This window comes from Virgibacillus byunsanensis, from assembly GCF_042675965.1.
Lineage (GTDB): Bacteria > Bacillota > Bacilli > Bacillales > Amphibacillaceae > Virgibacillus_R > Virgibacillus_R byunsanensis.
Genome location: NZ_JBHTKJ010000016.1, coordinates 112,543 through 138,797, shown reverse-complemented (window position 1 = coordinate 138,797; position 26,255 = coordinate 112,543). Strand labels below are relative to the sequence as shown.

General features: G+C 35.5%; 25 protein-coding genes and 1 pseudogene. 12 read left to right on the top strand and 14 right to left on the bottom strand.

What is annotated here, in order from left to right:
* Window positions 1-876 precede the first annotated feature (876 nt).
* The 5 genes from ACFQ3N_RS08005 (at window position 877) to ACFQ3N_RS07985 (ending at window position 6,015) form a co-directional block, all read left to right on the top strand.
* On the top strand, window positions 877-1,854 hold the full coding sequence (locus tag ACFQ3N_RS08005) for a phosphate/phosphite/phosphonate ABC transporter substrate-binding protein (RefSeq protein ID WP_390361228.1): 978 nt from the start codon (window positions 877-879) through the stop codon (window positions 1,852-1,854).
* 122 nt (window positions 1,855-1,976) lie between these two features.
* Window positions 1,977-2,753: a phosphonate ABC transporter ATP-binding protein gene (phnC, locus tag ACFQ3N_RS08000; protein WP_390361227.1), complete on the top strand. Its 777-nt coding sequence runs from the start codon at window positions 1,977-1,979 to the stop codon at window positions 2,751-2,753.
* Window positions 2,747-3,565, top strand: coding sequence for a phosphonate ABC transporter, permease protein PhnE (phnE, locus tag ACFQ3N_RS07995; RefSeq protein ID WP_390361246.1), 819 nt, complete (start codon window positions 2,747-2,749; stop codon window positions 3,563-3,565). The genes phnC and phnE (ACFQ3N_RS07995) overlap by 7 nt, the downstream gene beginning before the upstream one ends.
* The gene (gene phnE / locus ACFQ3N_RS07990) at window positions 3,565-4,365 is read left to right on the top strand and encodes a phosphonate ABC transporter, permease protein PhnE (RefSeq protein ID WP_390361225.1); all 801 of its coding nucleotides are present in this window, start codon (window positions 3,565-3,567) and stop codon (window positions 4,363-4,365) included. The genes phnE (ACFQ3N_RS07995) and phnE (ACFQ3N_RS07990) overlap by 1 nt, the downstream gene beginning before the upstream one ends.
* A gap of 72 nt (window positions 4,366-4,437) precedes the next feature.
* A complete protein-coding gene (locus ACFQ3N_RS07985) occupies window positions 4,438-6,015 on the top strand; it encodes a bifunctional metallophosphatase/5'-nucleotidase (RefSeq protein WP_390361224.1) in 1,578 nt (525 codons plus the stop codon).
* Window positions 6,016-6,031: 16 nt separating this feature from the next.
* On the opposite strand, the gene ACFQ3N_RS07980 is transcribed toward ACFQ3N_RS07985, so the two are convergent.
* The 4 genes from ACFQ3N_RS07980 to ACFQ3N_RS07965 all read right to left on the bottom strand — a co-directional run bounded on the left by ACFQ3N_RS07980 (window position 6,032) and on the right by ACFQ3N_RS07965 (window position 9,150).
* Window positions 6,032-6,154, bottom strand: coding sequence for a hypothetical protein (locus tag ACFQ3N_RS07980; RefSeq protein ID WP_390361222.1), 123 nt, complete (start codon window positions 6,152-6,154; stop codon window positions 6,032-6,034).
* Between the two features lie 199 nt (window positions 6,155-6,353).
* Window positions 6,354-7,019, bottom strand: coding sequence for a PepSY domain-containing protein (locus ACFQ3N_RS07975; protein WP_390361220.1), 666 nt, complete (start codon window positions 7,017-7,019; stop codon window positions 6,354-6,356).
* A 93-nt stretch (window positions 7,020-7,112) separates the two neighbouring features.
* A complete protein-coding gene (locus tag ACFQ3N_RS07970) occupies window positions 7,113-8,462 on the bottom strand; it encodes a HAMP domain-containing sensor histidine kinase (RefSeq protein ID WP_390361218.1) in 1,350 nt (449 codons plus the stop codon).
* A gap of 4 nt (window positions 8,463-8,466) precedes the next feature.
* On the bottom strand, window positions 8,467-9,150 hold the full coding sequence (locus tag ACFQ3N_RS07965) for a response regulator transcription factor (RefSeq protein ID WP_390361216.1): 684 nt from the start codon (window positions 9,148-9,150) through the stop codon (window positions 8,467-8,469).
* A gap of 622 nt (window positions 9,151-9,772) precedes the next feature.
* On the opposite strand from ACFQ3N_RS07965, the gene ACFQ3N_RS07960 reads away from it, so the two are divergent.
* Entirely contained in the window at window positions 9,773-10,627 is an 855-nt protein-coding gene (locus ACFQ3N_RS07960) for a YitT family protein (RefSeq protein ID WP_390361214.1), read from the top strand.
* A gap of 174 nt (window positions 10,628-10,801) precedes the next feature.
* Here ACFQ3N_RS07960 and ACFQ3N_RS07955 read toward each other — a convergent pair whose 3' ends face one another.
* Entirely contained in the window at window positions 10,802-11,806 is a 1,005-nt protein-coding gene (locus ACFQ3N_RS07955; protein WP_390361212.1) for a DUF3231 family protein, read from the bottom strand.
* 242 nt (window positions 11,807-12,048) lie between these two features.
* On the opposite strand from ACFQ3N_RS07955, the gene ACFQ3N_RS07950 reads away from it, so the two are divergent.
* Window positions 12,049-12,321, top strand: a complete 273-nt coding sequence (locus ACFQ3N_RS07950) for a hypothetical protein (protein WP_390361210.1) — start codon at window positions 12,049-12,051, stop codon at window positions 12,319-12,321.
* A 615-nt stretch (window positions 12,322-12,936) separates the two neighbouring features.
* On the opposite strand, the gene ACFQ3N_RS07945 is transcribed toward ACFQ3N_RS07950, so the two are convergent.
* Window positions 12,937-13,098, bottom strand: a complete 162-nt coding sequence (locus ACFQ3N_RS07945; RefSeq protein ID WP_390361208.1) for a DUF1540 domain-containing protein — start codon at window positions 13,096-13,098, stop codon at window positions 12,937-12,939.
* A 201-nt stretch (window positions 13,099-13,299) separates the two neighbouring features.
* Here ACFQ3N_RS07945 and ltrA point away from each other — a divergent pair.
* Window positions 13,300-15,093: pseudogene (gene ltrA / locus ACFQ3N_RS07940) on the top strand (group II intron reverse transcriptase/maturase).
* 340 nt (window positions 15,094-15,433) lie between these two features.
* Here ltrA and ACFQ3N_RS07935 read toward each other — a convergent pair.
* The gene (locus ACFQ3N_RS07935) at window positions 15,434-15,559 is read right to left on the bottom strand and encodes a hypothetical protein (RefSeq protein ID WP_390361207.1); all 126 of its coding nucleotides are present in this window, start codon (window positions 15,557-15,559) and stop codon (window positions 15,434-15,436) included.
* Window positions 15,560-15,654: 95 nt separating this feature from the next.
* On the opposite strand from ACFQ3N_RS07935, the gene ACFQ3N_RS07930 reads away from it, so the two are divergent.
* From ACFQ3N_RS07930 to ACFQ3N_RS07920, 3 genes are all read left to right on the top strand, one after another.
* A complete protein-coding gene (locus ACFQ3N_RS07930) occupies window positions 15,655-16,290 on the top strand; it encodes a VOC family protein (protein ID WP_390361205.1) in 636 nt (211 codons plus the stop codon).
* Window positions 16,291-16,385: 95 nt separating this feature from the next.
* Window positions 16,386-16,754 carry an ArsR/SmtB family transcription factor gene (locus ACFQ3N_RS07925; RefSeq protein WP_390361204.1) on the top strand — a complete coding sequence of 123 codons (369 nt, stop codon included), beginning with the start codon at window positions 16,386-16,388 and terminating at the stop codon, window positions 16,752-16,754.
* The gene (locus ACFQ3N_RS07920; RefSeq protein WP_390361202.1) at window positions 16,744-18,861 is read left to right on the top strand and encodes a heavy metal translocating P-type ATPase; all 2,118 of its coding nucleotides are present in this window, start codon (window positions 16,744-16,746) and stop codon (window positions 18,859-18,861) included. The genes ACFQ3N_RS07925 and ACFQ3N_RS07920 overlap by 11 nt, the downstream gene beginning before the upstream one ends.
* 69 nt (window positions 18,862-18,930) lie before the next feature.
* On the opposite strand, the gene ACFQ3N_RS07915 is transcribed toward ACFQ3N_RS07920, so the two are convergent.
* The 4 genes from ACFQ3N_RS07915 to ACFQ3N_RS07900 all read right to left on the bottom strand — a co-directional run bounded on the left by ACFQ3N_RS07915 (window position 18,931) and on the right by ACFQ3N_RS07900 (window position 22,812).
* A complete protein-coding gene (locus ACFQ3N_RS07915) occupies window positions 18,931-19,251 on the bottom strand; it encodes a thioredoxin family protein (RefSeq protein ID WP_390361200.1) in 321 nt (106 codons plus the stop codon).
* Window positions 19,252-19,321: 70 nt separating this feature from the next.
* On the bottom strand, window positions 19,322-20,137 hold the full coding sequence (locus tag ACFQ3N_RS07910; RefSeq protein WP_390361198.1) for a DUF368 domain-containing protein: 816 nt from the start codon (window positions 20,135-20,137) through the stop codon (window positions 19,322-19,324).
* Between the two features lie 191 nt (window positions 20,138-20,328).
* The gene (locus ACFQ3N_RS07905) at window positions 20,329-21,516 is read right to left on the bottom strand and encodes a CapA family protein (protein ID WP_390361196.1); all 1,188 of its coding nucleotides are present in this window, start codon (window positions 21,514-21,516) and stop codon (window positions 20,329-20,331) included.
* A gap of 147 nt (window positions 21,517-21,663) precedes the next feature.
* Window positions 21,664-22,812, bottom strand: coding sequence for a thiolase family protein (locus ACFQ3N_RS07900; protein ID WP_390361194.1), 1,149 nt, complete (start codon window positions 22,810-22,812; stop codon window positions 21,664-21,666).
* Window positions 22,813-22,954: 142 nt separating this feature from the next.
* On the opposite strand from ACFQ3N_RS07900, the gene ACFQ3N_RS07895 reads away from it, so the two are divergent.
* Complete coding sequence (locus tag ACFQ3N_RS07895) at window positions 22,955-23,113, top strand: YfhE family protein (RefSeq protein WP_390361192.1); 159 nt, start codon at window positions 22,955-22,957, stop codon at window positions 23,111-23,113.
* Window positions 23,114-23,520: 407 nt separating this feature from the next.
* On the opposite strand, the gene ACFQ3N_RS07890 is transcribed toward ACFQ3N_RS07895, so the two are convergent.
* The 3 genes from ACFQ3N_RS07890 to treC all read right to left on the bottom strand — a co-directional run bounded on the left by ACFQ3N_RS07890 (window position 23,521) and on the right by treC (window position 26,255).
* Complete coding sequence (locus ACFQ3N_RS07890) at window positions 23,521-23,799, bottom strand: YkvA family protein (RefSeq protein WP_390361190.1); 279 nt, start codon at window positions 23,797-23,799, stop codon at window positions 23,521-23,523.
* A 68-nt stretch (window positions 23,800-23,867) separates the two neighbouring features.
* Window positions 23,868-24,584: a trehalose operon repressor gene (gene treR, locus ACFQ3N_RS07885; protein ID WP_390361189.1), complete on the bottom strand. Its 717-nt coding sequence runs from the start codon at window positions 24,582-24,584 to the stop codon at window positions 23,868-23,870.
* 12 nt (window positions 24,585-24,596) lie between these two features.
* Window positions 24,597-26,255 carry an alpha,alpha-phosphotrehalase gene (gene treC / locus ACFQ3N_RS07880; RefSeq protein WP_390361187.1) on the bottom strand — a complete coding sequence of 553 codons (1,659 nt, stop codon included), beginning with the start codon at window positions 26,253-26,255 and terminating at the stop codon, window positions 24,597-24,599.

Below are 26,255 nucleotides of genomic sequence, written 5' to 3'. Positions count from 1 at the left end.
GCTCACCCTGACTGGTAAAGCTGCATTATAAGTTTTTTCTCGCTACGCTGCTATTAATTATCAGATAACACTATATTAGCAGCCGGAATACACGGAGACTCCTTGTAAATACAGACCCATTTTCTGCTTGCGATGTAATGCTGCCGGAGCTTTCCTTGTCCTGCGGAAAAGTGAAGACGCTCCAGACCCCACAGGGAAGCGGTTTTTGCGAGCGAGGAGGCTCAGCGCGAGCCAACGGAAAGCACAGTATTTTTCCGTAGCGGTAGCGGAGCACTGATCGTGTTTTCAAGTTACGACGCATCATATATCTATTGTGACAAAAACAACAATCTTTTAGAAAACAGCCATTACAAAAAAGCAAAACCTTTATCTAAAAACCTAGACAAAAGTTTTGCTTAGAGAAGGGGAAAAACCTCCCCTAGAGGCAGTACAAATTTACCGACAAACTTGTACTTTATAGTATAGAGCTTTGAGACATCCCATATCCCAATTTGATCATACCTTTTTTGGAATTTATCTGCTATGACATAAATCACAGGAGAGAAATTTTATTCGATTGAACCATTTTTAAATGAGCGGGGAATACTGTCATTCCAGCAGGTGTTACACCTTCTACTTCATGTCCATATCAATTTATTTTTCCAATAAAGTTTTAATTTTTATTAATGACAAAAACATGTATATCAGTCCTGAAGCATATATTAAAGGAATAAAATAGCACAGTTACTATTATAATGTTATTCTAGTTAGCCTTTTTCTCAATTAAACACGTAAATCCTTTGTAAAATTTCAAAAATAGTCTAGCATTTTTGTCCCAAGTGTTATTTAATTAGGAGGAAAGATTTTATATATATACATTATATTAGGAGGGTCAAGATGAAAAAACTTTATAGCCTTTTATTAGTGTTAGGGTTAGTACTATTCGTACTAGCAGCTTGTGGTCAGTCTGATGATACCGATTCGGAGAATAACGATAGTGATGATGAAAAAACGGAAAATAGTGACAATGAAGAAGCTACAGATGAAGGCGAAGCTGATAGACCTGATACATTAGTAATGGGATTTGTTCCATCGCAGGACTCAGATACAATTGCTGATACAGTAGAACCATTAGCAGAACGCTTAGGTGAGGAATTGGGTATTGAAGTACAAGGACGTGTTATGACTAGTTATAACTCACTTGTTGAAGCAATGGGGGCTAATCAGGTACATGTTGGCTTTGTTCCTGCTTTTGGTTATGTTTTAGCAAATGAGCAATATGGAGTTGAAGTAATTTTAAAATCTATTAGATATGGATCGAGTACTTACAAAGCACAATATCTAGTACGCTCTGATTCCGGCATTGATAGTCTTGCGGATTTAGAGGGTAAAATTTGGGCTTACGGAGATAAAGGATCAACTTCTGGATATTTATTCCCTGCTAGTCAACTGATGAAGGAATTTGATTATGCATCAGGTACCGAATTAGAAAGTGAATTTTTCAGCGGAACAGTTCAATCAGGTGGACATGATAATTCAGCAATTGCTGTTTATGAAGGAGAAGCTGATGTGGCAACTACATTTGATGATGTACGTACAGAGCTTGAAGAGGAATATCCTGATGTAATGGACAAATTAACCGTTCTTGGTTATACAGATGAGATTCCTAATGATACTATTTCTGTGACTAAAGAACTTGATGATGAGTTTGTTCAACAAATTAAAGAAGCGTTCTTATCATTTAACGACGATGAAGATATGATCAAGATTATGAATGATGTATATAACTGGGATGAAATTGATGAAGCAACAGATGAAGAATATGATGTTGTAAAAGATACTTATAAAAAATTCAAAGACGATATTTCACTTTAAGATATATAACTAGTTGGGAAAATTAAAGGGGAGTTTATTCTCCCCTTTTTCCACTTTTATCATATAAATGTCTAAACGAGGTACAAGTATGTCATAAGATTGCAATGGAGGAAGTACATATTATGATCGAATTTAAAGATATCAGCCTTGTATACCCTAACGGTACAGAAGGCCTTAAAAACATTAACGTAAAAATTAATGATGGTGAATTTGTTGTAATTGTTGGTTTATCAGGTGCCGGGAAATCTACATTTATTCGTAGTATAAATCGTCTTGTTACCCCAACAAAGGGTTCTCTTCTAATAGATGATGAAGATATTCTTTTATACCGTAGTAGTAATTTACGAAAACTCCGAACCAAAATTGGTATGATCTTTCAAAGCTATAACCTGGTTAACCGTTCAAATGTATTGAAAAATGTATTGGCCGGTCGATTAGGACATACTGGTACATTTCGTTCCATATTAAACCTATACAAAAAAGAAGATATTGGACTAGCCTACGAAAGCTTACAGCGTGTAAACATTGAAGACAAGATATACAACAGAGCAGATGAATTAAGTGGTGGCCAGCAGCAACGGGTTAGTATTGCACGTGTCTTAACACAAAAGCCATCTTATGTACTTGCAGACGAACCAGTTGCATCACTTGATCCGCCTACTTCCCATCAAGTAATGACTTATTTAAAGAAAATCAATAAAGAAGATAATATAACAACCATTGTTAACCTGCATTTCATTGATATGGCAATGGAATATGCTGATCGTATTATCGGCATGCGAGGTGGAGAAGTTGTATTTGATGGACCAGTATCCGAGGTTAGTGAAAAGACATTTGAAGAAATCTATGGCCGTACAATACGTGAGGACGACTTGCGTGGGGGGGCAGATGAATCGTGACAGAAAAAACCAACCCTACGTCTTTAGAAAAAACACCGTCCATTTATCCTGCTAAAACCAAATTACAGGTTACCATCATATTTTTCGTAGTCTTAGGCTTTTACCTCTTTAGTATGCTTTATACACAGCGCGACATGGTTGGGGGTTTTGGTAACGCGCTTGGGAATATGTTTGTCGTTATTGAAAAGTTCTTCCCCCCCAATCTTAGTGTCGTTCCAGCTGTCTGGGGGCCAATGGCTCAAACCATTCAAATGGCTATAATTGCAACAACTGGAGCAGCAATTCTTACAGTTCCTTTGGCGCTTTTATCAGCACAAAATATTACTACGTTTAAACCACTTTACGTGTTCACACGTACACTATTAAATATTTTACGTACGATTCCAGACTTAGTATTAGCCGTCATATTTGTTGGTTTATTTGGTATTGGACTTTTGCCCGGTATTTTAGCACTATTTATTTTTTCATTGGGTATATTGGCAAAACTGATTAGTGAAACAATTGAATCAGTCGATATGAATCCTCTTGAAGCTATGCGTGCTTCTGGTGGAAATGTCTTTCAAGTAATATATTATGGACTTGTTCCACAAGTACTGCCTCAGTATACTTCCTTTGTACTATACGTGTTTGAAATTAACATTCGTGCATCGGTTGTACTAGGTTTAGTTGGTGCAGGTGGTATCGGTCTTGTATTAGATCAGCAATTAGGTTTTTATAATTATCCAAATGCTATGGCAATTATAACCCTTATATTTGTGGTTGTTATCGTTATTGAATATATCAGTAATAAGTTAAGGGAGGCATTGATATAATGAAAACTATTTCATTACCTCCAAAACCAGAAAGATCATTGTTTCAAAAGCTTAAAAAGATTGTCCTGATCCTTTTAGTCATAGCTCTTTATCTTTGGACCTTTCTTGGCATTGATATTGATTGGGCACGTGCATGGGAACGGGTATTAAATAACTTTAGCAGAGTAATCCCTAAATTATTCAGTCCAGACTGGTCAGCATCCAATGAAGTTTTCTGGAACATATTAGAAACTATCTTTATTGCATTTGCTGGGTCACTAATGGCGGCAATATTGGCTATTCCATTAGGATTTCTTGCTGCACATAATATGACTGGTAGTAGGATATTAACTACACTTGGAAAATGGATATTATCTGCCGTTCGTGCATTTCCGGATATCATCCTTGCTATTCTTTTCGTTGTTGCTGTAGGACCTAATGCTTTTGCTGGGGTACTTGCGATTGCAATTGGTTCCACTGGTATGCTAGGAAAACTTTATTCTGAAGTAATTGAATCGATTGATATGCAAGTCGTTGAGGCAATGGAAGCAAATGGAGCTAATAAAATACAAATGCTCTTTTATGCAGTTATTCCTCAGATCATACCTGAGTTTCTATCGTATGCAATCTACCGCTTTGAAATAGATATTCGTGCCTCCTCTATCCTAGGTATTGTTGGTGCAGGTGGTATCGGTACTATGATTATCTTTGCAGCAAACAACCGAAATTGGAATGAAATGGGGCTAATCTTGTTAGCCATCATCATTGTAGTAACAGTTATAGACTTTGTTTCTGCAAGAATCAGAAGAAAAATAGTATAATGAAAAGAAAAGTAATCAAAGAGCGTATAATACGCTCTTTTGTTTGTTTACTCGATGAAAGGATGCTTGTTATTGTCAGCAAATAAGATAGAAATTAAACTATTATACACTAGTGATGTTCACGGAAATGTTATGCCTATTTTATATGGTACTAATGAGCAGGCTGACCTTGGACTTGCGAAGTACGCAACAGTCGTTAAAAGGGCCCGGGAACAGAATGAGCATGTTGTCGTAATAGATAACGGTGACTTAATCCAAGGCACCCCGCTTATGACACATTACGTAAAGGAACATACACATCAAGAAAACCCGATGATTGGTGTGATGAATCAAATTGGTATAGACGCTGGGGTAATCGGAAACCATGAATTTAATTTTGGCAAAAAAATCCTTGGTGATGCTGTCTCACAATCTGATTTTCCATGGTTATCTGCCAACTGCGTGAATTACCAAACAAATGAACCTCACTATGGTCCACCATATACTATTAAAACATTAGCTAACGGTATAAGAATTGGTATTGTAGGTGTTACAACGCATTATATTCCCAACTGGGAATCACCGGAGCACATAAAAGGTATTCAATTTATGGATGCTTTGTCCACTTTAAAAAAGTGGGTAGGGCATATTCGTGAAACAGAAAAACCTGATGTGCTAATTGCATGCTACCACGGTGGGATTGAACGAGATATTAATTCCGGTGAACCAACAGAAGACTTAACAGGTGAAAACCAAGGGTATCAAATGTGTGAAGAGGTTGATGGCATTGACATCCTTTTAACAGGGCATCAACACCGGATACTAACAGAAGAAATTAGAAATGTGCTTGTAATTCAACCTGGAAATAACGGTCAAAATTATGGCGAAATCACTATTGAGCTAGCAAAAGCAAAAGAAAATTGGATGATCACTGACAAACAAGGAGAAGTAAAAACATTAGAAGGTGTTCCATCCGATTTAGAAATAATGCGTTATATGGAAATGATGGAAAATTCAACACAACAATGGCTTGATCAACCAATTGGCTATATCGATGGAGATATGACCATAAAAGATCCCTTTCAAGCTCGCATTAAAAACCATCCTTTTATTGAATTTATTCAAAACGTACAAATGGATGCAAGTGGTATTGATATTTCAGTTACTTCTCTATTAAATAATAACTCTGAGGGTTTTGCTTCGACTGTTACAATGCGTGATATCGTTTCAAATTATATGTATCCTAACACACTTGTGGTTCTGGAATTAACCTCTCAAGATATAAAAAAAGCATTAGAGAAAAGCGCAGAATATTTTATTGTAGATAATCATGGAGACCTAACGGTAAATCCATCGTATGTAGAACCTAAACCACAGCATTATAATTATGACATGTGGGAAGGAATTGAATATACTATTAATGTTACAAAACCATTAGGTTCACGAATTGAACACATAACTTACCATGGCGAACCAATCGAAACGAACAAATCCTACCATGTCGTTCTTAACAATTATCGGGCTAACGGCGGCGGAAATTATGATATGTTTAAAGCAAAGCCGGTTGTAAAAGAAATCCAAAAGGATGCGGTTGAATTAATTCGATCCTATTTTGAAAGGCATAAAACCATAACCGCTACAACAACAAACAACTTCATCGTAAAAAAATAAGCTACCAGATGGTAGCTTATTTTTTTAAGGGTGTTTTCGCACGCATTGTTGCTTTTTCATCTTCATAGTTGATATAAAATGCGACGTAACTTGAGATGATGGTTGGTGCTTTTACTCGCTCTGGAAATACACTTCGCACACCTTAGGGCGGCTGATGAGCCACCACGTGCTGAAGCACTTTGGTGTCTCACCTATGCCTATCCTCCCGCAGGACAAGGAAAGCTCGGAAGAAGCGGTTCTATCGCGCTCGATGTCGATAAAGCAAATCCGAGAATAAGTTACGTCGCAATATATATCTATTCTCTCAAAAGCAACAAACTTTACGAAAACAGCCTTTTTTAACCATCATAGTCATCCTCGTCATCAACCTCAATTTCGAGAACTAGTACTTCTCCTGTGTATGCATCAATATCAAGTTCCGCTTCCCTGTTACCTTTTCTAATTTCAATTTCATAAATTAACCGACCATCATCATCATCGAGATCCATTTCTTTAACCGTTCCAGAAAACTCAGCTAGTGCAATTTCCTTAGCTTTATTTACATCAATAACAACTTTTTTAGAGGGAACTCCTTGGCTGTTTTCTTTGTTCTCATTACTAGTGTTATCGTCATCTTGTTTATTGGTTTTGTCATCTGTGTCACTACTATCATCATCTTTATTATCATCGTCCATAGTCACATTACTGGATTCTTCTTTAGTATTACTCGCTTTCTTAGAAGTATCTGTTTCCTTAAGATTTAATATCTCACCAGAATTACCATCCAGTTTTAATTCATACTCCTTACCATTACTTTCTACTTCTACTTCGTAAATCGCTTTATTGGACCGTTTTTCTAATTCTAATTCAGTAATTGTTCCAGGGTATTGAGCTTTAACCATTTCACGGATTTCATCTGTCGATAAGTTTGGGTCTGTCTTAGCTGCGTCTGACTGATAAATACCTAAGCCTAACACTACTGCACCAGCTATAGTTGCAATTGCAATACCAACTTTCTTTTTCAATTTCTTTTTCCTCCTTGTTTGTTGTTACTTATATCATATCCTCGGAGAATGAAAGTACAGTGTGATTAAGATTAGAATTTGATGAGAAAATCCTTAACTTTCTCTCACAATCGGTAAACTTAACGTAAATGTTGAGCCCTCACCCAATTTACTCGTTACACATAAGTCGCCATGGTGTGTTTCTGCAATTGATTTTGCAATGGCAAGACCGAGACCAGTTCCACCTGTATCCCTGCTTCTTGCTTTATCTATTCGGTAAAAACGATCAAATATCCGTGCATGATCTATTTTTGATATCCCTTGGCCAAAATCGGTCACCTTCATAATGGCTTTGTTTTTTTGTTGAGCGATACTTATTCTAATTTCATCACTACTGTATTTAATGGCATTATCAATTAGTATATAGATAATTTGTTGCAATTGATCTTTATTCCCGTTAACCAACAAACTGTCGCCATGATTATCGACACTTATTTTTCTTGCATATGCACCTCTAAATGTAGTAATTGTGTGCTCACTTAGGGCAATAAGGTCTACAACCTGAATCACGTCTGTTGTTTTATTTTTAGCAAGCGTTAGCATTTGTTCTACAAGTTTCTGCATACGCTCAACTTCCGTATCGATGGCTTCCACAGATTCATTAAATAGATCATGATTATCTTTTCCCTGCCGTTTTAGAAGTTCGCCATAACTTTTCACAATTGATATAGGTGTTCTTAATTCATGTGAGGCATCAGAAACAAATGTCTCTTGCCTTTCAAAATTATCTTTTAAGTAATCAATCATTTCATTAAATGTTTTTTCCATTTCGTATAGTTCATCATGAGAACGATTCTGAACATTAATTTTTTTCCACTTTGCTTGTTTTGTATTTTCTTTCATCGCTTGAATTAGTGCTTTAATAGGCTGCAATAAAAATCTGCTTAATAATATTCCTGCAATTATGGTTGGAATAAGCATAATAACAGACGCTATCACCAACACGTAAAAAAGGGTTGTCATGGTTTCATTAAGTGCTACTAAATGATTGGAAACCTGTAATGTTACAATTTCTCCGTTTTCCCATATTAATGGTTTCGAGATAGCGGCAACTTCCAAGCCATTTTCTCGCACTATAATCGACTGCGACTCAGTTGTTGTATACTCACCTGGTAAACTCGTGTAATCGTTATGTTTGGTGAGAACAGTTAATGCATTTCCATCTTCATCCATTACTCTTATCATGCCATCAGTTGGTAAATATGCTCGGAGAAGCTCATTTATAGCTATGTCAGGATTTGAGTTTAGCGTTTCTATGATCGTATTAGTTTGTGCGGCTAATTGGTCTAGTTCACTATCAGCAGAAACTTTATGAAACAGGAAGTAAATAGACGTATTAACCAATAAAATCAAAATCAACATAAATAAACTGGAGAATAACTGAATTTTTGTGCGTAGTTTCATTTTACTAGTCCTTTATCGTATATCCAACTCCTCGAACAGTCTGGATATAATTTTTGTCGTATCCTTTATCAATTTTCTGTCGTAAATATCGAATATAGACGTCAACAACATTTGTATCACCAAAATAACCAAATCCCCAAACATGTTCAATCAGTTGCTCTCTGGAGAGGACTATATTCTTATTTTTCAACAAGCATACAAGTAAATCAAATTCTCTAGGGGTTAATCCTATTTCTTGTTCAGAACGCTTTACCTCATGGCTATTTAAGTTAACCTTCAAGTCTCCTACAGAAAGATCCTCCCCTTTTACTTTCATAGCATCCGATTTTCTCAAGTGTACTCTAACACGAGCCAGAAGCTCTTCTATTTGAAAAGGTTTCGTAATATAATCATTTGCACCAAGGTCCAACCCGCTTACTTTATCATGAATTTCATCTCTCGCAGTCAACAAAATAATTGGCGTATAGTTGTCTGTACGTCTTATTCTTCGTAGAACCTCTAGTCCACTTAATTTAGGAATCATAATATCCAGTAAGACTAAATCCCACTCGTTTTCTTCCATCAGACGAAAAGCATCCTTGCCATTGTTAGCAACTTCCGTTTTATAGTTCTCATAATTAAGTTCTAATTGCAATACTCGACTTAACTTTTGTTCATCTTCAACGATGAGTATAGCTGGTTTTTCCATACTTACCACCTGCTTTTTTCTATTCTTAATTAAATTGTATCAAAACTCAGATATAAAGTGCCAATTTGTCTACAAATTGGCATACATAAATTTACCAATAAATTGGAAGTTATTTTATTTTCGCTTGATTTTACAAGGTATTCTGAATATTTATGTTAAAATAAATGCAGTGATTGTAAAGAAACATACTTAAACTAACCTGCAGGTTTGTTGAAGAGTGTTGTTTAACTCGTGTTCTACAATCGGGCCATTTAATTGAATAAGATCGGTTTTTTGTTCATTTTAGAGAAATGTATCATGATTTAGTGAAACGAAGATTAATAATGGACAGAAAAATAAGGTAGCAATCGTTACTGGTGGGGCATCTGATATGGGAAAAAGTGAATCCACACGTTTTGCCAGTGAAGGAGCAAAAGAGAAGGAGCCCCCTTGGTAGTTTTTTGTCACTTATAATATTACCAAAAATCGGGCTCTTGTTCATTTGTTTTCCATTCACTTATTGTGTGATTGTCGTTAATGTTCAAGAGTGCCGTTAAACTGGAATAGTTGTAAGATTTAATATGTGGGTGTGAATAATTCAGGCTAATGTATAGTTAAAATTTTAAGGAGGCTTACTCATGATATGAAAAACATCTTTTATATAATATTTGGATCTTTAATTGTAGCAATTAGCATCTCTTTCCTTGGAATGCCTAATTCAATTGCAGACGGTGGACTAGTCGGTATATCTTTACTCTTGTACCATGCTTTTTCTATTCCACCTTCCATAGTAAATTTCTTAGGTTTTATTATCATTTTACTTGTTAGTTATAAATATTTGGCTAAATCTGTGCTTATAAAGAGCACAGTAACAGTACTTTTATTTTCTTTTTTTACCTTTTTACTAGAATCGTATGGTCAACCATTAGGGGACCCATTAGTGGGTGCTATTTTTTACGGCCTTTTTATGGGTGTAGGATTTGCTTTAATTCTTTATGCAGGAAGTTCTATAGGAGGGGCGTCAACTATCGCTCTTGTTTTAAAAAAGAAATATGATTGGAATGTGGTCTTGGTTACATTCATTCTTGACATTCTTGTCGTTATTTCTGGTGTTTTTGTCATAGGAATCCTAAATACCTTCTATACAATCATTGGTCTTTTTATCGGTAAGATAGCAACAGACTATGTCATAGGAGGTTTCGATGCTAAAAAAGCCTTTAGCATTATTTCTCCTTACAATAAAGAAATTGCCCGAAGAGTTATGACTGACTTATCTTCGAGTGCAACATATTTAAATAGCTCAGGAATATATAAAAATAATGAGCATAAAATGCTTTACATTGTAGTCAAAAACAATAGCGTTGTACATTTAAGAAAAATTATAAATGAAGTAGATAGTGATGCATTTATAGTAATTAATAATGTAAAAGATGTATCAGGAGGCACTTTTTTCGCTGGTCACAATCTTCCATATGAAACAGATGAAAGTCAAGAATAGCTAATAAGAAACGGGTTTTTACTTTAATAAGGTCTTTGGTGATCCTCCATAAACGGGTGCTTTTCTTCAATAAGGAATTGCCATCCTTGTTCCACTAACGCCGCAGTTTAACTTAAGAAGAATTTTAGTTAAAAATAAAATGCCCCTTTATTCTCGAGGCATTATAAAAGCGTATTATTTATCTTTTGCAATTTTCTTTCTATCAGGAGCAAGTGGTGGTTGTTCTAACCATTTATTTTTAGTCATCAAATTAAACCACTCTTTTGTAACCATGAGGTTTTTCAATATGATTTTTTCATAAGTCATTACAAGGTCTGTTCGCATGGCTGATGCTAATCCTGTTCCATGATAAGCTTGCGCAACTTGTAATAAGAATCCAATGTGATACAACATTAACTTATCTGAAAAAGGAGAATCTTGAGAAGTTGTCACCTCTGATTCCCAAGACATCGGTATTGGTAAATTATCTTGATGCAATATTTTACCTAATAATTGAATCTGCTGGTCCGATGCTTGCTGTGCTGACATTAAAAATTTTCTAACCTCTTTTGATTGAGCCACTTGACTAAAACCAATGGAAAGAGTTTTTTCCGTTACCTTCTTTTTCATATTAAATGAAAGAGCGATAATTTCGGTTGCAGCTAAAGGTCGTTGGTCTCCAAAAAAGCCATCTAAAAACTGTTGACCTGAAACAAATTCAGGGTTTGCTTCAGGATAAAAGTAAGGGTCCCTTTGGAAGTGACCTTTTCCTAGTAATAATTCAATCGTTTGATGGTACATTCTTTTTCCGTCATTATCACAAGAATCATAAAAATCTCGTAAATCTTTTCTTACAGATGAACTAAGCGATGTTGTATGCCCTAATAAACCATGTAAGGTCATAATGTGTAAATAATGCAAACAGAAGATGTCTGAAAATAATCTTTTTGTCCCTGTATTAAGGTCTGAATCGGTAAATCCAATGGGAATTGGAAATCCTTCGTTTTCAATAAAAGTAGTTATTTGTTTTTTCTGTTTAGTAAATGTTTTAATCGCATCTTCAAAAAGCGATTTTATCTTTTCATCTTCAATGATGGATAGCATATATTTGTTGATAATATCAACGGCTGTTCCATTTACATATTCCCCCCACAGTGTCCCTATCTCAGCCGATGTGAGCTTTAATTTCTCTTTATCCATAAAATCACCTCTTGTATATGTTTCTCGAAAAACAACGAAATTATTAGGTGGCTTCTTTAACTAACGGGTGCTTTCCTTGAATAAGGAATTGCACTCCTTCTTCAACTATAGAAGCATAATGTGGAATAAGAAGATCGTCTTTTCTTTAATGCGTAGTAGACTGATATTTCGAAGGAAAGAATAAAATAGTTCAAAATCACTTAATCATGTTATAATATAAAAAAGAAATCGGAGTGATTTTAATGGAAGAAACTTTAAAAATAATTCTCAATGAATTAAAAGAACTTAAAGAAGGACAGCAAGAGCTAAAGTCAGACGTTTCGGGCATTAAAGATAATCTTATCAATGGTCTTGGACCTTATTTTGAAAGCGTCGAGAAGCATATTGATGAAAAGACAGTTGAACTTAAAGATACATTAGAAGACCAACAAAGGATAATTGATACTTTAGCAGCTAGGTCTGTGAAACATGAAAGTGAAATAAAAGACTTTAAACGCATATTGAAAAACCAATAAGGAGTGATTATACTCCTTTTTTTCTTAGTTACAATCTCCAAATGTTTTTTTGTCTTATCTATTTACACAGTTCCAATAATTGTGAAATGTTTTACGTAAACTAAAGGGTGCAAGAGTTGAAGAAGGAATCGCATCCTTATTCAACTATAGTGAGCAGTAAATGTGGAATAAGAGTTTCGTCATTTGCTTAATGCGTAATATACTGCGCATTAAAGTTCTTTGTAATATAATATACTTTAACTTGATCAGGTTCAGGTTTCTTAAAAAATAAGTTATTTTTTTTAATATAAAAAATCAAAGGACACAAAGGTTCTTTGCTTTTTTACTGCTTTGAAAAGGTTTGCTATAAAGGAATCATTACCCTATTTGACATTGAAAATGAGAGATTTAATTTTTTAAATAAAAATTTTGAAGTTTTGTTAGGGTAACCATTCCATTTGGCTGTCACGTTCCATGATATATCATTAAAATGAATATCATTTTTTAATTCATTTTATAGAATTTATTGAATTAAAAAATAAAAAATTTTATAAAAATGAATAATAATGATAATTATTTTCAATAATAGAAATAAGAATGCGACAATCACCGTCATGATTGCCGCATACAAAAAACTTAAAGATCAGCAGGTTCGAAAGTTTTACAATCTGTATCACCACTGTTTGAAGCATTTTTCTCCTTGTGGTTTACAACATAAATTTGACTAGCTCCACATTTGTTTTCATTTTTAATATTGTGAACACAACTGTTTACTTCACATAATACATCTAGTGCCATAATAACACCTCCTCAGCTTTTAGGATAAACAAGTTTTGCTTAACCTATACGCTTGATAGAAAGTATTGTTTGTAGCCTTATTTCGGCATAGGTAATTGTCAAACTGTTTTGTGAATTGTTTCGCTTATGAACGGATAGAGGTCCAACAGGATTTTCGCACCTTCACATTGGAAGTAAACCTCCTAAAGGAGTGATGCCACAGTGCAATCTTTACGATATTGGGATTACTACGGCATGACCGAGGCTTTTACAAAATTATATGATGAATCATCCAAACAAAAGTCCTTTTCACAGTTGTACGATATTATAACATCAAGAGAAAACATCTTACTGTCCTATCGGATAATAAAATCTAATAAAGGTTCCAACACTCCTGGTACAGATGGAAAAACCATTAAAGATATTACAAAGCTAACCAGGGATGAACTTGTTAAAGAAATTAGAAGCAAGTTGAAGCAATATCATCCCAAGAAAGTAAGAAGGAAGCTTATTGAAAAAGAAAATGGTAAATTGAGACCACTTGGGATTCCTTCTATTATAGATAGAATTATACAACAATGTTTTAGGCAAATTCTTGAAACTATTGCTGATGCAAAGTTTTATAAGCATAGCTACGGCTTCAGACCACTTAGGTCTACACACCATGCAATGGCAAGAGTACAATTTCTTATAAATAATTCATCGCTACATTATGTAGTTGATATTGATGTAAAAGGCTTTTTCGATAACATAAATCACACTTTGTTAATCAAGCAACTATGGAATATTGGAGTCCATGACCGTAAGGTTTTGGCTTGTATTTCTAAAATGTTAAAAGCTGAAATTGATGGTGAAGGTATTCCTACCAAAGGCTCCGCAAGGTGGACTGTTATCGACATTACTTTCAAATATTGTACTCAACGACTTAGATCATTGGGTAGCTGAACAGTGGGAATTCTTCCCCCTTAACAAACCATACAAAACACGAGAAGGTGAGCTTTTAGCAAAAAAGCGAACCAAACTAAAAGAAGGATACCTCGTCCGCTATGCGGACGACTTTAAAATCCTTTGCCGTGATTGGAAAACTGCCCAGAGATGGTTTCATGCTGTAAGAATGTATATAAAACAACGTCTGAGATTAGATATTTCTCCAGAAAAATCACAAGTTATAAATCTGCGAAAACGAGAATCTGAATTCTTAGGATTCACGATTCGTGCGAATCGAAAAGGAAAAAAGAGAGTAGCACATACTGGTATAAAAGCCGGCAAAAAGCGAAAAATCAAGTTTGAAGCTAAAAAGTACATTCAAAGAATTAAGGCTTCGCCTACTGCTCAAAATGCACTTCTCTTTAATAGTTTTGTTTTAGGAATTTATAATTATTTTAACCGAGCAACACATGTTAATAACGAGTTCTCACGTCTTGCCTATGAGTTGCAAGCATTTATATATAATCGTCTGAAACCTGCTGGGAAATATGAACATCCTACAAACCCACCACCAACTTATAGGAAGTTTTATAGTTTGGGTTTCAAAACATTTAAAGTAGCAAATGTGTATTTATTTCCTCTTGCTAATGTAAAAACGAGAAATGCAATGAACTTTAGCCAATCTCTCACACCTTTTACTAATACGGAAGAGAGAAGATACATAAAACGCTTCGTTCAGATATTCAACAGGAGATTTCACAAATGATGAAATCTAAACTCCCGACACGAAGTGTCGAGTATATGGATAATCGAATAAGTCGGTATAGTATGAAAATGGGGAAATGCGAAATTACTGGCATGTTTCTATCCGCTAGCGAAGTTCACTGCCACCATTACATTCCGACACATCTCGGAGGAAGCGATAAATTTAGCAATTTACGTACCCTACACAAAGAGATACACAAATTCATCCATCAAACAGACACAACGACGATTGACTCGCTCAGAAATAATCTTGGAATCAATGAACCAATGGCTCAGAAGATAAATCAATACCGACAGAAATGCGGTCTGGAACCAAGTATATAATCTCGGGATCTATGAGTAACTAGGAACTTATAATTTAGTACATATCTTTAGATGGAACGCGGAGTGCTGGGAAACTAGCACGCTCCGTGTGGAGCAGGGGAAAAGCTGGAGATAACCTCAAATGCTTACCTATTGCTGACTTTAGTTGAAGAAGTGGTGAAAATAAATATAAGAAAAATCTCAGTTCAATGAACTGAAATTTTTTTAATTTTAATTACAAATGTCTCTACAAAATATGGTGCAATTCGTTATACAAATTTAGGTACATTTAATAGTGTAATTTCAAGTTTTGCGATAGGTAACGGAACCCGTTATGTCATCTGACATCCTTTTTTAGTGGTTACATTAAACTAAGCTCTTCTTTACTCGCCTGAATAGCATTATATAATACCTTTAGTGGGATTCTGATTAATAATCTTTCTGTTAAAAACCCGTGAGGAAATTCTTTTAAAATTGGGTTTGGCATTCCTAATCTTCCCCTATCCATGAAAACTAAATTTTCAACCATTATACTATTAATAAAGAAAATTAAAAGGTATTTTCATACGAGGAGGTTAATCCATGTTAGCAATTGATCACATCGTTATAGCTACGAAAGACCCAGCACATGCTGCACAAAATTTTGAACAGAACTATAATGTCAATACAATTCAAGGAGGTAAGCACGAAAAGTGGGGTACATATAATTACTTAGCCTACTTCAGTAATGACAGCTATATAGAATGGATTGGAATTTTTGATAAGAATATAGCTTCAGCATCTGATAACCCATTAATTCAACAGTTGGTGTCAGCACTATCTACGGATGTTGAAGGGCCCATTCAATACGCATTACGAACTACTAAAATGGATGACTATATGGTTCATTTACATGCATCCAATATAAACTATATTGGCCCTATACCAGGCAGTAGAAAGAAACCTGATGGTTCGACTCTTGAATGGAGAATGCTTTTTCCTAGTGTTAACAATAATATGATTCTCCCTTTTTTAATTGAATGGGGTTCTATTAAAAATGTTCCACAGGATGAACGTTTGATAAATTCACAGCATTTGCGATCGGTTAATTTTGGTGTAGAGGAAAAAGAAATATTCAAACATATATACATGATTGATACAGAAAGGGATTCTATTCAGCTGGAAAATGGACTTTTGATTCTAGAAAAAAGTAATGATTTACACTTCGTTTTAGCTTAATTTGCTTAAACTAAATTCCAAAACCATTGACATTCAAACCTCTACTTGAATATAATATAATCAAGTACTCATTTGAATATAAGAGGTGAACTTTTATGGCAAAAGATATGTGTGAAGTCACATGTATTCATGAAGATAGAGTTAGCCGGGTAAAGGAACAAATAATTGATCAGCCTTTTTCTGCAGTTGCTACTATGTATAAGTTATTGGCAGACCAAAACAGATTACAGATTGCTTATGCACTGCTATTAGAAGAAGAACTTTGCGTTTGTGATATAGCAAATATTATTGGTGCAACAACTGCAACAACGTCTCACCATCTAAGACAGTTGCACAAAACTGGCATTGCAACTTATCGAAAAGAAGGAAAATTAGTGTATTACTCTTTAGTAGATCATCATATAAAACAGCTGATCCAACAAGCATTCAGCCATATGAAGGAGCATCCAACTTATGCCATCTAATCCAGATCACCAAACATACAGAGTAGAAGGTTTGTCATGTACCAACTGTGCCAAAACCTTTGAAAGCAATTTAAAAAATATAAATGGTGTTAACCATGCAGAGGTGAATTTTGCAGCATCAAAAATTTCCCTTGATGGCCAGGTATCTGTTCAACAGATTGAACGGGCTGGATCATTTGATAACATAAAAATAGCAAACGAAGATGACTCTCCTTCTAAAAAGGAGCCATTTTTCATCCGATACGACCGACTTATATTAGCAACATTATTTGTCATCTTAGGATTTGCAGGTTCCTACGCACTTGATGAAAACCATTATATACCTACACTGCTTTTTGCATTAGCTATAGTGACTGGTGGGCTAACTCTTTTCCGGGCAGGCTTTATGAATCTCACACGCCTACAGTTTGATATGAAAACACTAATGACAATTGCAGTAACTGGTGCTGTGATTATCGGTGAGTGGGGTGAGGCTGCTGTTGTGGTCATTTTATTTGCAATCAGTGAAGCACTAGAATCTTATTCCATGGATAAAGCAAGGGCATCGATTCGATCATTGATGAAACTGACTCCTAAAGAAGCACAAATAAAACGAAATGGTGTTGAACAGACTGTTGCGATTAAAAATATCGTTATCGGTGATATCATGTTTGTGAAACCAGGAGAACGAATCGCCATGGATGGAAACATTGTAAGTGGTCTTTCATCCATAGATCAGGCACCCATTACAGGGGAATCCATACCAGTTGAAAAAAATATAGATGACCCGGTATATGCTGGGACGATAAACCAAAATGGATTTTTGGAAATTGAAGTTACTAAAAAATCAGACGATACAACTATCGCTAAAATCATTCACTTAGTGGAAGAAGCACAAGCAGAACGCGCGCCTTCACAAGCGTTTGTTGATCGATTCGCGGCTTACTACACACCTGTCATTATTCTTATCGCCTTATTAGTCGCAGTTATTCCTCCATTACTCGGTGGTACGTGGAGTACATGGATTTATCAAGGGCTTGCTGTTTTAGTAGTAGGTTGTCCTTGTGCATTGGTCATTTCCACACCAGTTGCAATAGTAACCGCAATTGGGAATGCTGCACGAAATGGTGTTTTAATTAAAGGTGGCGTCTATTTAGAGCAAATTGGTTCCATTAAATCGATTGCTTTTGATAAAACTGGAACCTTAACAAACGGAACACCAGTTGTAACGGATGTTAGTTACTTTACCGAGGATCATAATAAAGTATTATCTTATGCTGCAGCTTTAGAGGCAAAATCACAACATCCATTAGCAAAAGCAATCTTAAACTATACCGCTGAACAAAACGTATCCTTTTCTAATTTAAATCTAGAACAATTTACAACTATTCAGGGCAAAGGAATTCAAGGTACAATCGATGGGAAAATGGTTTATGTTGGTTCTGCCGATTTATTTACGAAAACACTTGAGGAATCAAACTCACAACGAATTAAATCACAACTAATGAACCTTCAATCTGAAGGAAAGACTGTCATGTTATGCGGTACAGACACAGAAGTTTTCTTATTGATTGGTCTACGGGATGAACCAAGAGCAGAAAGTAAATCAGTGATTAAAACACTACACAATTTAGGGATTAAACACTCGTTTATGCTAACTGGTGATCATCCCAAAACAGCTGTTTCACTCGGCAAAGAATTAGGTGTCACCAATACCAATGCAGGTCTCTTGCCGGAAGATAAACTACAATTTATCAAGCAATACCAAAAAGATCACGAGACAATTGCTATGGTTGGTGACGGCATCAATGATACTCCGGCATTAGCAGCATCAAATGTCGGAATAGCGATGGGTACAGCAGGGACGGACAGTGCGTTGGAAACTGCTGATGTTGCTTTAATGGGAGATGAACTGCAAAAGCTTCCATTTACCGTAAAGTTAAGTCGAAAAGCATTAGCCATTATTAAACAGAATATAGCGTTTGCCATTGGAATTAAAATAGTCGCGTTATTACTCGTAATACCTGGCTGGCTAACATTGTGGATTGCCATTTTCGCTGATATGGGGGCAACTTTACTCGTTACATTAAACGCATTACGACTATTAAAGGTAACAAATAAACTATAGAAAAAAGCGGTCATTCTAATATGAATGGCCGCTTTTTTCATTGATCAAACGTTTGATTAATATATTGCCTTACCCTAATTGTTGCTGTAAAAATTCGCTAACTGACTCCGGAGATTTCGTATAGGCACTATGCTGATGTGCTTTTTTCTCCCCATTTTGGAAAATTAAAATACTTGGAATGCCCATTACTTCAAATTTTTCAGCAATTCCTTTTACTTCATCGCTATTGATCTGATACCAGTTATAATTATTAAACTCTTCGATAACGTCACCAATAAACATGTCCATCCGTTTACAATCAGGACACCAATCAGCGAAAAACTTAATAACAACAGGTTCTTCACTTTCAATTATTTCATTAAACTTCTCTTCTGTCTTTATATGTTCCATTCCTTAACACCCCTTTAATCGTATCTATATCTATTGTACCGATTTTATCAACGATTGTCTTATAGTTTGTTTAGGCTTTATATTCTATTTTCCCGAGAATGTATGCTGCAAACAGTCCTGATGCAAACGTTATGATACTTGCTATAACGAGTGAAGTCGTTACTGGCCATCCAGGGAATACTACAAAAATGGATCCAATAACTAGTCCAATAACAACTGCAAATGTACCAGTTCGGTAATTGGATAAAAAGTAATTAATGATTTTACTCATGACAACAATACCAAGAACAATCCCAACACCTGTAACAGCAATAACATCCAGATGCAGCTCACTTATACCAGTGATGACAGTTTGATAAACACCAATCACCAACAACATAAATGACCCACTAATGCCAGGCAGAACCATAGCAGCACTAGCAATAAAACCAGAGAAGAATAACAGTATATATGTAGACATTGTTTTAGTTTGGATTGCAGTACCTTCCTCAGCATTCAAAAACATCATCGAACCAACCATAACTGCTCCGATCATCAATATAACAATATGTTTAACCTTAAAAGCACTTCTCGCTTGTGCCTGGTGAAATAAATAAGGTAAAACACCAAGAATCAGACCTAAAAAGAAAAATTTCAACGGCTCGGGATAATGTTTAAATAACCAATCTATTAAGTGACTTAACGAGAATATAGCTATAACAATTCCAACGCCGAGAGGAATTAAAAAACCCAATTGCTTTTTCCAATCCTTACTGATAAAACCATTAATAGCAGCAATAAGTCGATCATAAATTCCTAATACAACAGCAATTGTGCCACCACTCACACCAGGGATTACATCGCTTGCTCCCATTAATATACCACGATAAATATTCTTCCATTCCATAATGTAAGATCTCCTTTTTATTACATCCATCCCTGTAATTAGCATAACGTTATCATATCAAATAACACTTATAATTCATATACATTTAGAGTACGGTAACATACAGCCCCTAAATAAAGCCCCGAATAATAGACTGTTAAAAATGTCCTTATCCGGGGATATTGTTCTTTTTTAGGAAAAGCTGTACGTTTTTACTCTTCCATAAACTCAAGTTCTGGGACCCATTGGGACATATGATCCTTGATCTCTTGATAATGTCTATCCGCTTCTGAAAGATCACTGTCTGTAAGTTGGTACATTGGCGTTACTTTATAATTTCTCCAGTTTTCATATTCTACAAATGTCGGCATAAATTGTGGTGAAGTAACCTCAATTGTTTCTTCTTCACCTTCTATTGTTTTCTTAATCGAAAACTTCACAACTCCACCGATTCGACGGTAGAATTCATCTTGACCCGATAGAAAGTTACCTAATGAATAAGCTACAAACATTTTATTTCCTTCTTCGCCCCTCACCCAGTCAACCGGCTGCAAAACATGAGGATGATGACCTAATACAACATGTACACCTTGATCAGCTGCAAATTGTACAAGCTCTTTTTGTTGCTCACTTGGCATTCGCTCGTATTCATTTCCAAAGTGCAGGCTTAGTGCAACTACGTCCGCTTGCTCTTTTGCTCTGGCAATATCGCTTGCGATCATCTCTTGTTCGATTAAATTAACTAAATAATCCTTCCCCTCAGGAACAGGGATCCCATTTGTGCCATATGTATATGCAAGAAAGGCAATGGAAATACCCTCATCTGTTTCATATACCCTTATATTTTCTCGATCTTCTTGGTCTTTGTAAGCACCCGTATACATCATATCAATGGTTTCCCAATGATCAATCGCATTTTGAATCGCTTCTTCCCCGCGGTCAAGTGTATGATTATTTGCTAAGGCAACTACATCTACACCTGCCCATTTTAACGCATCTCCGACTTCTTTAGGACTATTAAAGGTTGGGTACGACGACAACCCTAAAGCATCTCCACCTATCATCGTTTCCTGATTAGCGAATGAGAGAGTAGTATCATTTAAAGTTGGTTTTACTGCTTCAAGCATTGTTGTAAAATCATAACCGTTTCCTGTGTTGGCATCTTGATATACACTATTATGAATTAACATATCACCTATTGCAGATACGGTTATTTCCTGCTCGATTTTTTCTGGTTTTTCCGGTACTTGTTGTTCTTCTTCCGTTTCTTCGATTGGCTCTTCTTCATTTGCATTTGTTGAATCATTTGATTCGTTCGTATCCTCGTTAGCTGAACAAGCTACTACAAAGATACCAAGGATAAGAATACTTAAAAAATTGACTAATTTTCCCCAGTTCATAGATAGATACCCTCTTTATATATGTTTGAATTTGGTATTATCATATCACTTTAAGGAATAAATACCCACAACTAATTTACTTATTTCGCTTATAATCCCATATTTTTGGCAATCAATTTTTATAATTTCTACCAGTTTAGCAGCTTATTATAATCGTTCTATAACCGTTGCATTAGCCATGCCCATTCCTTCACAAATCGCCAATAAACCATATTGACCATCTGTCCGCTCCAGTTCGTGCATAAGAGAGACTAATAGCTTTGTCCCAGTTGCCCCTAGTGGATGCCCTAATGCAATAGCTCCACCGTTCACATTAAGCTTACTTGGATCACCACCAATATCATTTAGCCAAGCTAATGGAACTGGCGCAAATGCTTCGTTCACTTCATAGCGGTCCATTTGATCAATAGTTAGGTTAGCCTTTTTTAAAACATTACGGGTAGCCTCAATTGGTCCAGTTAACATTAGTGTAGGATCTGAACCCACGACAGTTCTTGCTACTATTCTAGCTTTAGGTTTTAATCCTAATTCCTCTGCTTTATCACGCGACATCAATAACACTGCACTAGCACCATCACTCATTTGACTTGCATTTCCAGCTGTTATTTTTCCGCCTTCTTTAAAAACCGTTTTTAGGTCAGCCAACACTTCTAAGGTGGTATTTTCACGAGGACCTTCATCAACTTTTACCGTCTGAAAACTCCCATCCTCTGAAATAATATCAACAGGGACTATTTCTTTCTCATAATGACCCGCTTCAATTGCAGCAAATGCTCGTTCATGACTTTGTACCGCATATTTATCTAATTGCTCTCTAGAAAACCCCCATTTATCAGCGATTTTTTCTGCTGAAATACCTTGATTCACAATCTCGTATTTCGATGTTAATTTTTCACTAGGTTTAACATCAGGCATATTAGAAAACATGGGTGCACGTGTCATGTTCTCCACTCCACCAGCTATTACTATGTTCATATCACCTGATGCAATTGCTTGTGCTCCAAAATGAACTGCCTGTTGACTTGATCCGCACTGACGATCAATAGTCACACCAGGAACATGCATAGGGAACCCAGCAATTAGTGCTGCTGTTCTAGCGATATTCCCTCCTTGCTCGTTTACTTGCGTAACACAACCTAAAATAACATCCTCTACACTTGATTTAGTAACACCAGATCGATTTACCAAATTATCCAGCATAACAGCAGCTAACTCGTCTGGTCGATAGCCGGCAAACATTCCCTTTCTCCGACCAACAGCTGTACGACAACCTTCTACAATCACAACTTCTCGCATACGCTCACCTCATTAAAGTTTGAATGTTTAAACTATTTTAAGTATACCTATAACTATTTTTTTATTAAAGAATGTTTTAAAAAATAAATTCTGGGAATACACATTATAGAAAGACAATCTTCAAATGAAAGGATAGTAGATAATGAGAAATTCTCAATATCAACCAACTAAAAACATAGAGCTTTCAGATGCTCAGGAAGTGCACTACTCTAAAGATTTTAAAAAAGCAGACATCGCAGGAGGTTACCGTAAGCAACGTGTACAAGAAGCTAAACGTGAAAATCCTGATTTAATTAAATAGTTGTTTCCCAAAGTACCTTGTACGTCTCAACTACGTATGGGGTACTTTTTTATGACCCTAACCAAAAATTTACGTATTAAAAAAAACCTCATTTTATGTTATAACTAATAAGGAACACATATAGTATAATGTCACTATTATATATGGAGTACCTTATTAATGGGGTGTTACGTTGAAACGGTATTTAACAACTTTTTTCCTTATTTTAAGCGCAATTATAATATTAGTAGGATTGAGGATCGACTTCAGGTGGAACGGTATTATTTCATGGGGGTTATCTTTTGTCAGTTTATTTTTTGCTGCGTACTTTACGAAATATATTCCAAATGAAAAGAAAAGCAAACGATCATGATTAATGTGGGTACATTCTAAACAGGGTGCATCCACATTTTTATTATGCAAAATTTTCATTCAAGTAGTTTGTGTTTCTCTTTCAATGCATCTGGTGCAGCTTTGAACATTTGCTGCAATAGTAAAATCGCAACAGTAGCATCATCCAAAATGCCAAAGAATAGTAAAAAATCTGGGATAATATCGAACGGAAAGATGATATAACCCATAATCAAAAATACAAATAAGACTTTTTTAACGATACTTACTTCCCTCGTTATAAAGAAGTCCTTTAAAAATGGGATGGATTTATGAAATTTAAACAGAAAACGAATTCGTTTAAAAAACCGAACCACATCATTTCACCTTCCTCTATGAGTAAATATAGAAAATCCGCTTTATCTGAAGACAAAACGGATTATTATTAATTTTGAACTCGTCTAGCAAAATCAACAAAACGAAACTTATCAGGACGATGTCTGGACTCCGTATATTGAAATAGGGTTGTATCATCTAAGTATACTTGGCTTTTAATAACAACAACATTAGAAAAACCTTCTAAATCCATCAATTCCAGGTCCTCTACTGTTGGCTTTTCAACTAAAATCTCTTTTCGGGCAAAGCCGATTTTTAGATTCAAGTCATTCTCTAAATAGTGATAAATGGAATCCTCACATATTTCTTTTGTGAGCATAGGAACATAGCGTTGATTAAAATAATCTTTATCTAAAATTATTTTTTCACCCGAAATTTCACGTAAACGTACAACTTTCCAAATCGGTTTACTACCGGTTACATCCAAGTTCGTTTGAATATCCTGATCATCGTTAACGACAGATAACTCGTTAACGATTGTTTTTGCATGTAAACCTAGATTTGTTGCTAATTCCTTGAAGCTAACAATCCCTGAAACAGGGAAATCAAATTTATTTACATCAATAATAACAGATCCCTTACCACGAACTTTCTGAATAAATCCACCCTGCGCTAATTGATGAAGCGCTTTTCGGATTGTCTCGCGTGAGGTCGCATACATCGTTGTAAGATCGTTTTCTGATGGAAGCATTTTTGAACCGTCCCAAAAATTAGACTGTATTTTATGAACGAGATCATGATAGATCGTTAAATATTTCTTTTGCATAACGTTACCCCATTATTTAATATAATACACAATTGATTCATATGGTCTTAATGTCAATTGATCGGGTGTTTGATTTGAATCCGGATAATTTGATAACAAAATATTCGCCTCTGTTACGTTGCCCAAGTTTACATTAACCGAAACTACTTCAGCATAAAAATTACTTATAACGATTATCTTCTCATTTTGCCAGTTCCGTGTATATGCAAAAATCTGAGAGTCATTTTCGAAAAGTAATTGATAGTCCCCATACGTAATAATATCATACTTTTTACGTAAATTAATTAACTGTTGGTAATGGTTGAATATAGAGTTTGGCTCTTGTAAAACTTTTTCGACGTTAATTTCAGCGTAATTTCCTGCAACTGGGATCCAAGGCGTATTAGATGTAAACCCCGCATGTTGTTCTTCATTCCACTGCATTGGTGTTCTAGCATTGTCACGAGATTTTTGCTGTAATATCTCAATTATTTCCTGCTCCGTTTTCCCTTCGTCACGAAGTATTTCATAAGCATTTAATGATTCAACATCACGATAATCTTCTATCTTGGCGAACTTAGGGTTAGTCATTCCGATTTCTTCACCTTGATAAATATATGGTGTACCTTTCATCATGTGCAATGTTGTAGCTAGCATTTTTGCCGATTGATCATGATACTTCCCATCATCACCAAAACGCGATACAACGCGCGGTTGATCATGATTACACCAAAAAAGTGCATTCCATCCATTTCCTTCATGCATACCTACTTGCCATCTGGATAAAATTTTCTTTAATTCCACAAAATCAAAGGGGGCCTTAGTCCATTTATCTCCATTTGGATAATCCACCTTCAAATGGTGAAATTGAAATGTCATATCAAGCTCTTGGCTGTCAGGTTTTGTATATAACACACAGTTCTCTAACGTTGTTGAAGACATTTCCCCAACAGTCATCATATTGAACGTTGAAAAAACTTGCTGATTCATTTCGTGTAAATAGTCATGAATCAATGGGCCATCTGTATAAAATTTGCGTCCATCACCAGTATCATCAATTGGAAAGCGTTGATCTTTTGAAATTAAATTAATGACATCTAAACGAAAACCATCAATTCCTTTTTTGGCCCAATATCGCATCATATCATATAATTTTTCTCTTAGTTGCTCATTTTCCCAATTAAGATCTGCTTGTGTCGGGTCAAACAAATGCAAATAATATTGATCTGTTTTCTGATCATATTGCCATGCTGATCCACCAAACTTCGACTGCCAATTATTTGGTTTAGCACCTTCGTTAGCATCTTTCCAAATGTAAAAGTCGCGAAACTCATTTTCTTTACTGGTAAGAGCCTTTTGAAACCACACGTGTTCAGTAGAAGTATGATTAATAACGAGATCCATGATTAACTTCATATTACGTTTGTGCGTTTCATCCAATAGTTTTTCAAAATCAGCCATTGTCCCATACGCAGGCTCGATGGAAAAATAATCACTAATATCATATCCATTATCTTTTTGCGGTGATTGATATACAGGTGTCAACCAAATGACGTCGACACCTAGCTCTTTTATATAATCCAACTTTTCGATAATACCTTGAATGTCTCCAGTACCACTACCTGTTGTATCGTTGAAACTTTTGGGATAGATTTGATAGACAACAGCTTTTTGCCACCATGCTTCGTTCAC

Excerpts from the sequence above, each read along its gene's own strand:
- ACFQ3N_RS07925 (WP_390361204.1), top strand. The coding sequence starts at position 16,386 with ATGGCAAAAGATATGTGTGAAGTCACATGTATTCATGAAGATAGAGTT.
- ACFQ3N_RS07920 (WP_390361202.1), top strand. The coding sequence starts at position 16,744 with ATGCCATCTAATCCAGATCACCAAACATACAGAGTAGAAGGTTTGTCA.
- phnC (WP_390361227.1), top strand. The coding sequence starts at position 1,977 with ATGATCGAATTTAAAGATATCAGCCTTGTATACCCTAACGGTACAGAA.
- ACFQ3N_RS07905 (WP_390361196.1), bottom strand. The coding sequence starts at position 21,516 with ATGAACTGGGGAAAATTAGTCAATTTTTTAAGTATTCTTATCCTTGGT.
- ACFQ3N_RS07950 (WP_390361210.1), top strand. The coding sequence starts at position 12,049 with ATGGAAGAAACTTTAAAAATAATTCTCAATGAATTAAAAGAACTTAAA.
- ACFQ3N_RS07935 (WP_390361207.1), bottom strand. The coding sequence starts at position 15,559 with ATGCCAAACCCAATTTTAAAAGAATTTCCTCACGGGTTTTTAACAGAA.
- ACFQ3N_RS07945 (WP_390361208.1), bottom strand. The coding sequence starts at position 13,098 with ATGGCACTAGATGTATTATGTGAAGTAAACAGTTGTGTTCACAATATT.
- ACFQ3N_RS07960 (WP_390361214.1), top strand. The coding sequence starts at position 9,773 with ATGAAAAACATCTTTTATATAATATTTGGATCTTTAATTGTAGCAATT.
- ACFQ3N_RS07930 (WP_390361205.1), top strand. The coding sequence starts at position 15,655 with ATGTTAGCAATTGATCACATCGTTATAGCTACGAAAGACCCAGCACAT.
- phnE (WP_390361225.1), top strand. The coding sequence starts at position 3,565 with ATGAAAACTATTTCATTACCTCCAAAACCAGAAAGATCATTGTTTCAA.
- treR (WP_390361189.1), bottom strand. The coding sequence starts at position 24,584 with ATGCAAAAGAAATATTTAACGATCTATCATGATCTCGTTCATAAAATA.
- ACFQ3N_RS07965 (WP_390361216.1), bottom strand. The coding sequence starts at position 9,150 with ATGGAAAAACCAGCTATACTCATCGTTGAAGATGAACAAAAGTTAAGT.
- ACFQ3N_RS07910 (WP_390361198.1), bottom strand. The coding sequence starts at position 20,137 with ATGGAATGGAAGAATATTTATCGTGGTATATTAATGGGAGCAAGCGAT.
- ACFQ3N_RS07955 (WP_390361212.1), bottom strand. The coding sequence starts at position 11,806 with ATGGATAAAGAGAAATTAAAGCTCACATCGGCTGAGATAGGGACACTG.
- ACFQ3N_RS07970 (WP_390361218.1), bottom strand. The coding sequence starts at position 8,462 with ATGAAACTACGCACAAAAATTCAGTTATTCTCCAGTTTATTTATGTTG.
- ACFQ3N_RS08005 (WP_390361228.1), top strand. The coding sequence starts at position 877 with ATGAAAAAACTTTATAGCCTTTTATTAGTGTTAGGGTTAGTACTATTC.
- ACFQ3N_RS07895 (WP_390361192.1), top strand. The coding sequence starts at position 22,955 with ATGAGAAATTCTCAATATCAACCAACTAAAAACATAGAGCTTTCAGAT.
- ACFQ3N_RS07900 (WP_390361194.1), bottom strand. The coding sequence starts at position 22,812 with ATGCGAGAAGTTGTGATTGTAGAAGGTTGTCGTACAGCTGTTGGTCGG.
- ACFQ3N_RS07915 (WP_390361200.1), bottom strand. The coding sequence starts at position 19,251 with ATGGAACATATAAAGACAGAAGAGAAGTTTAATGAAATAATTGAAAGT.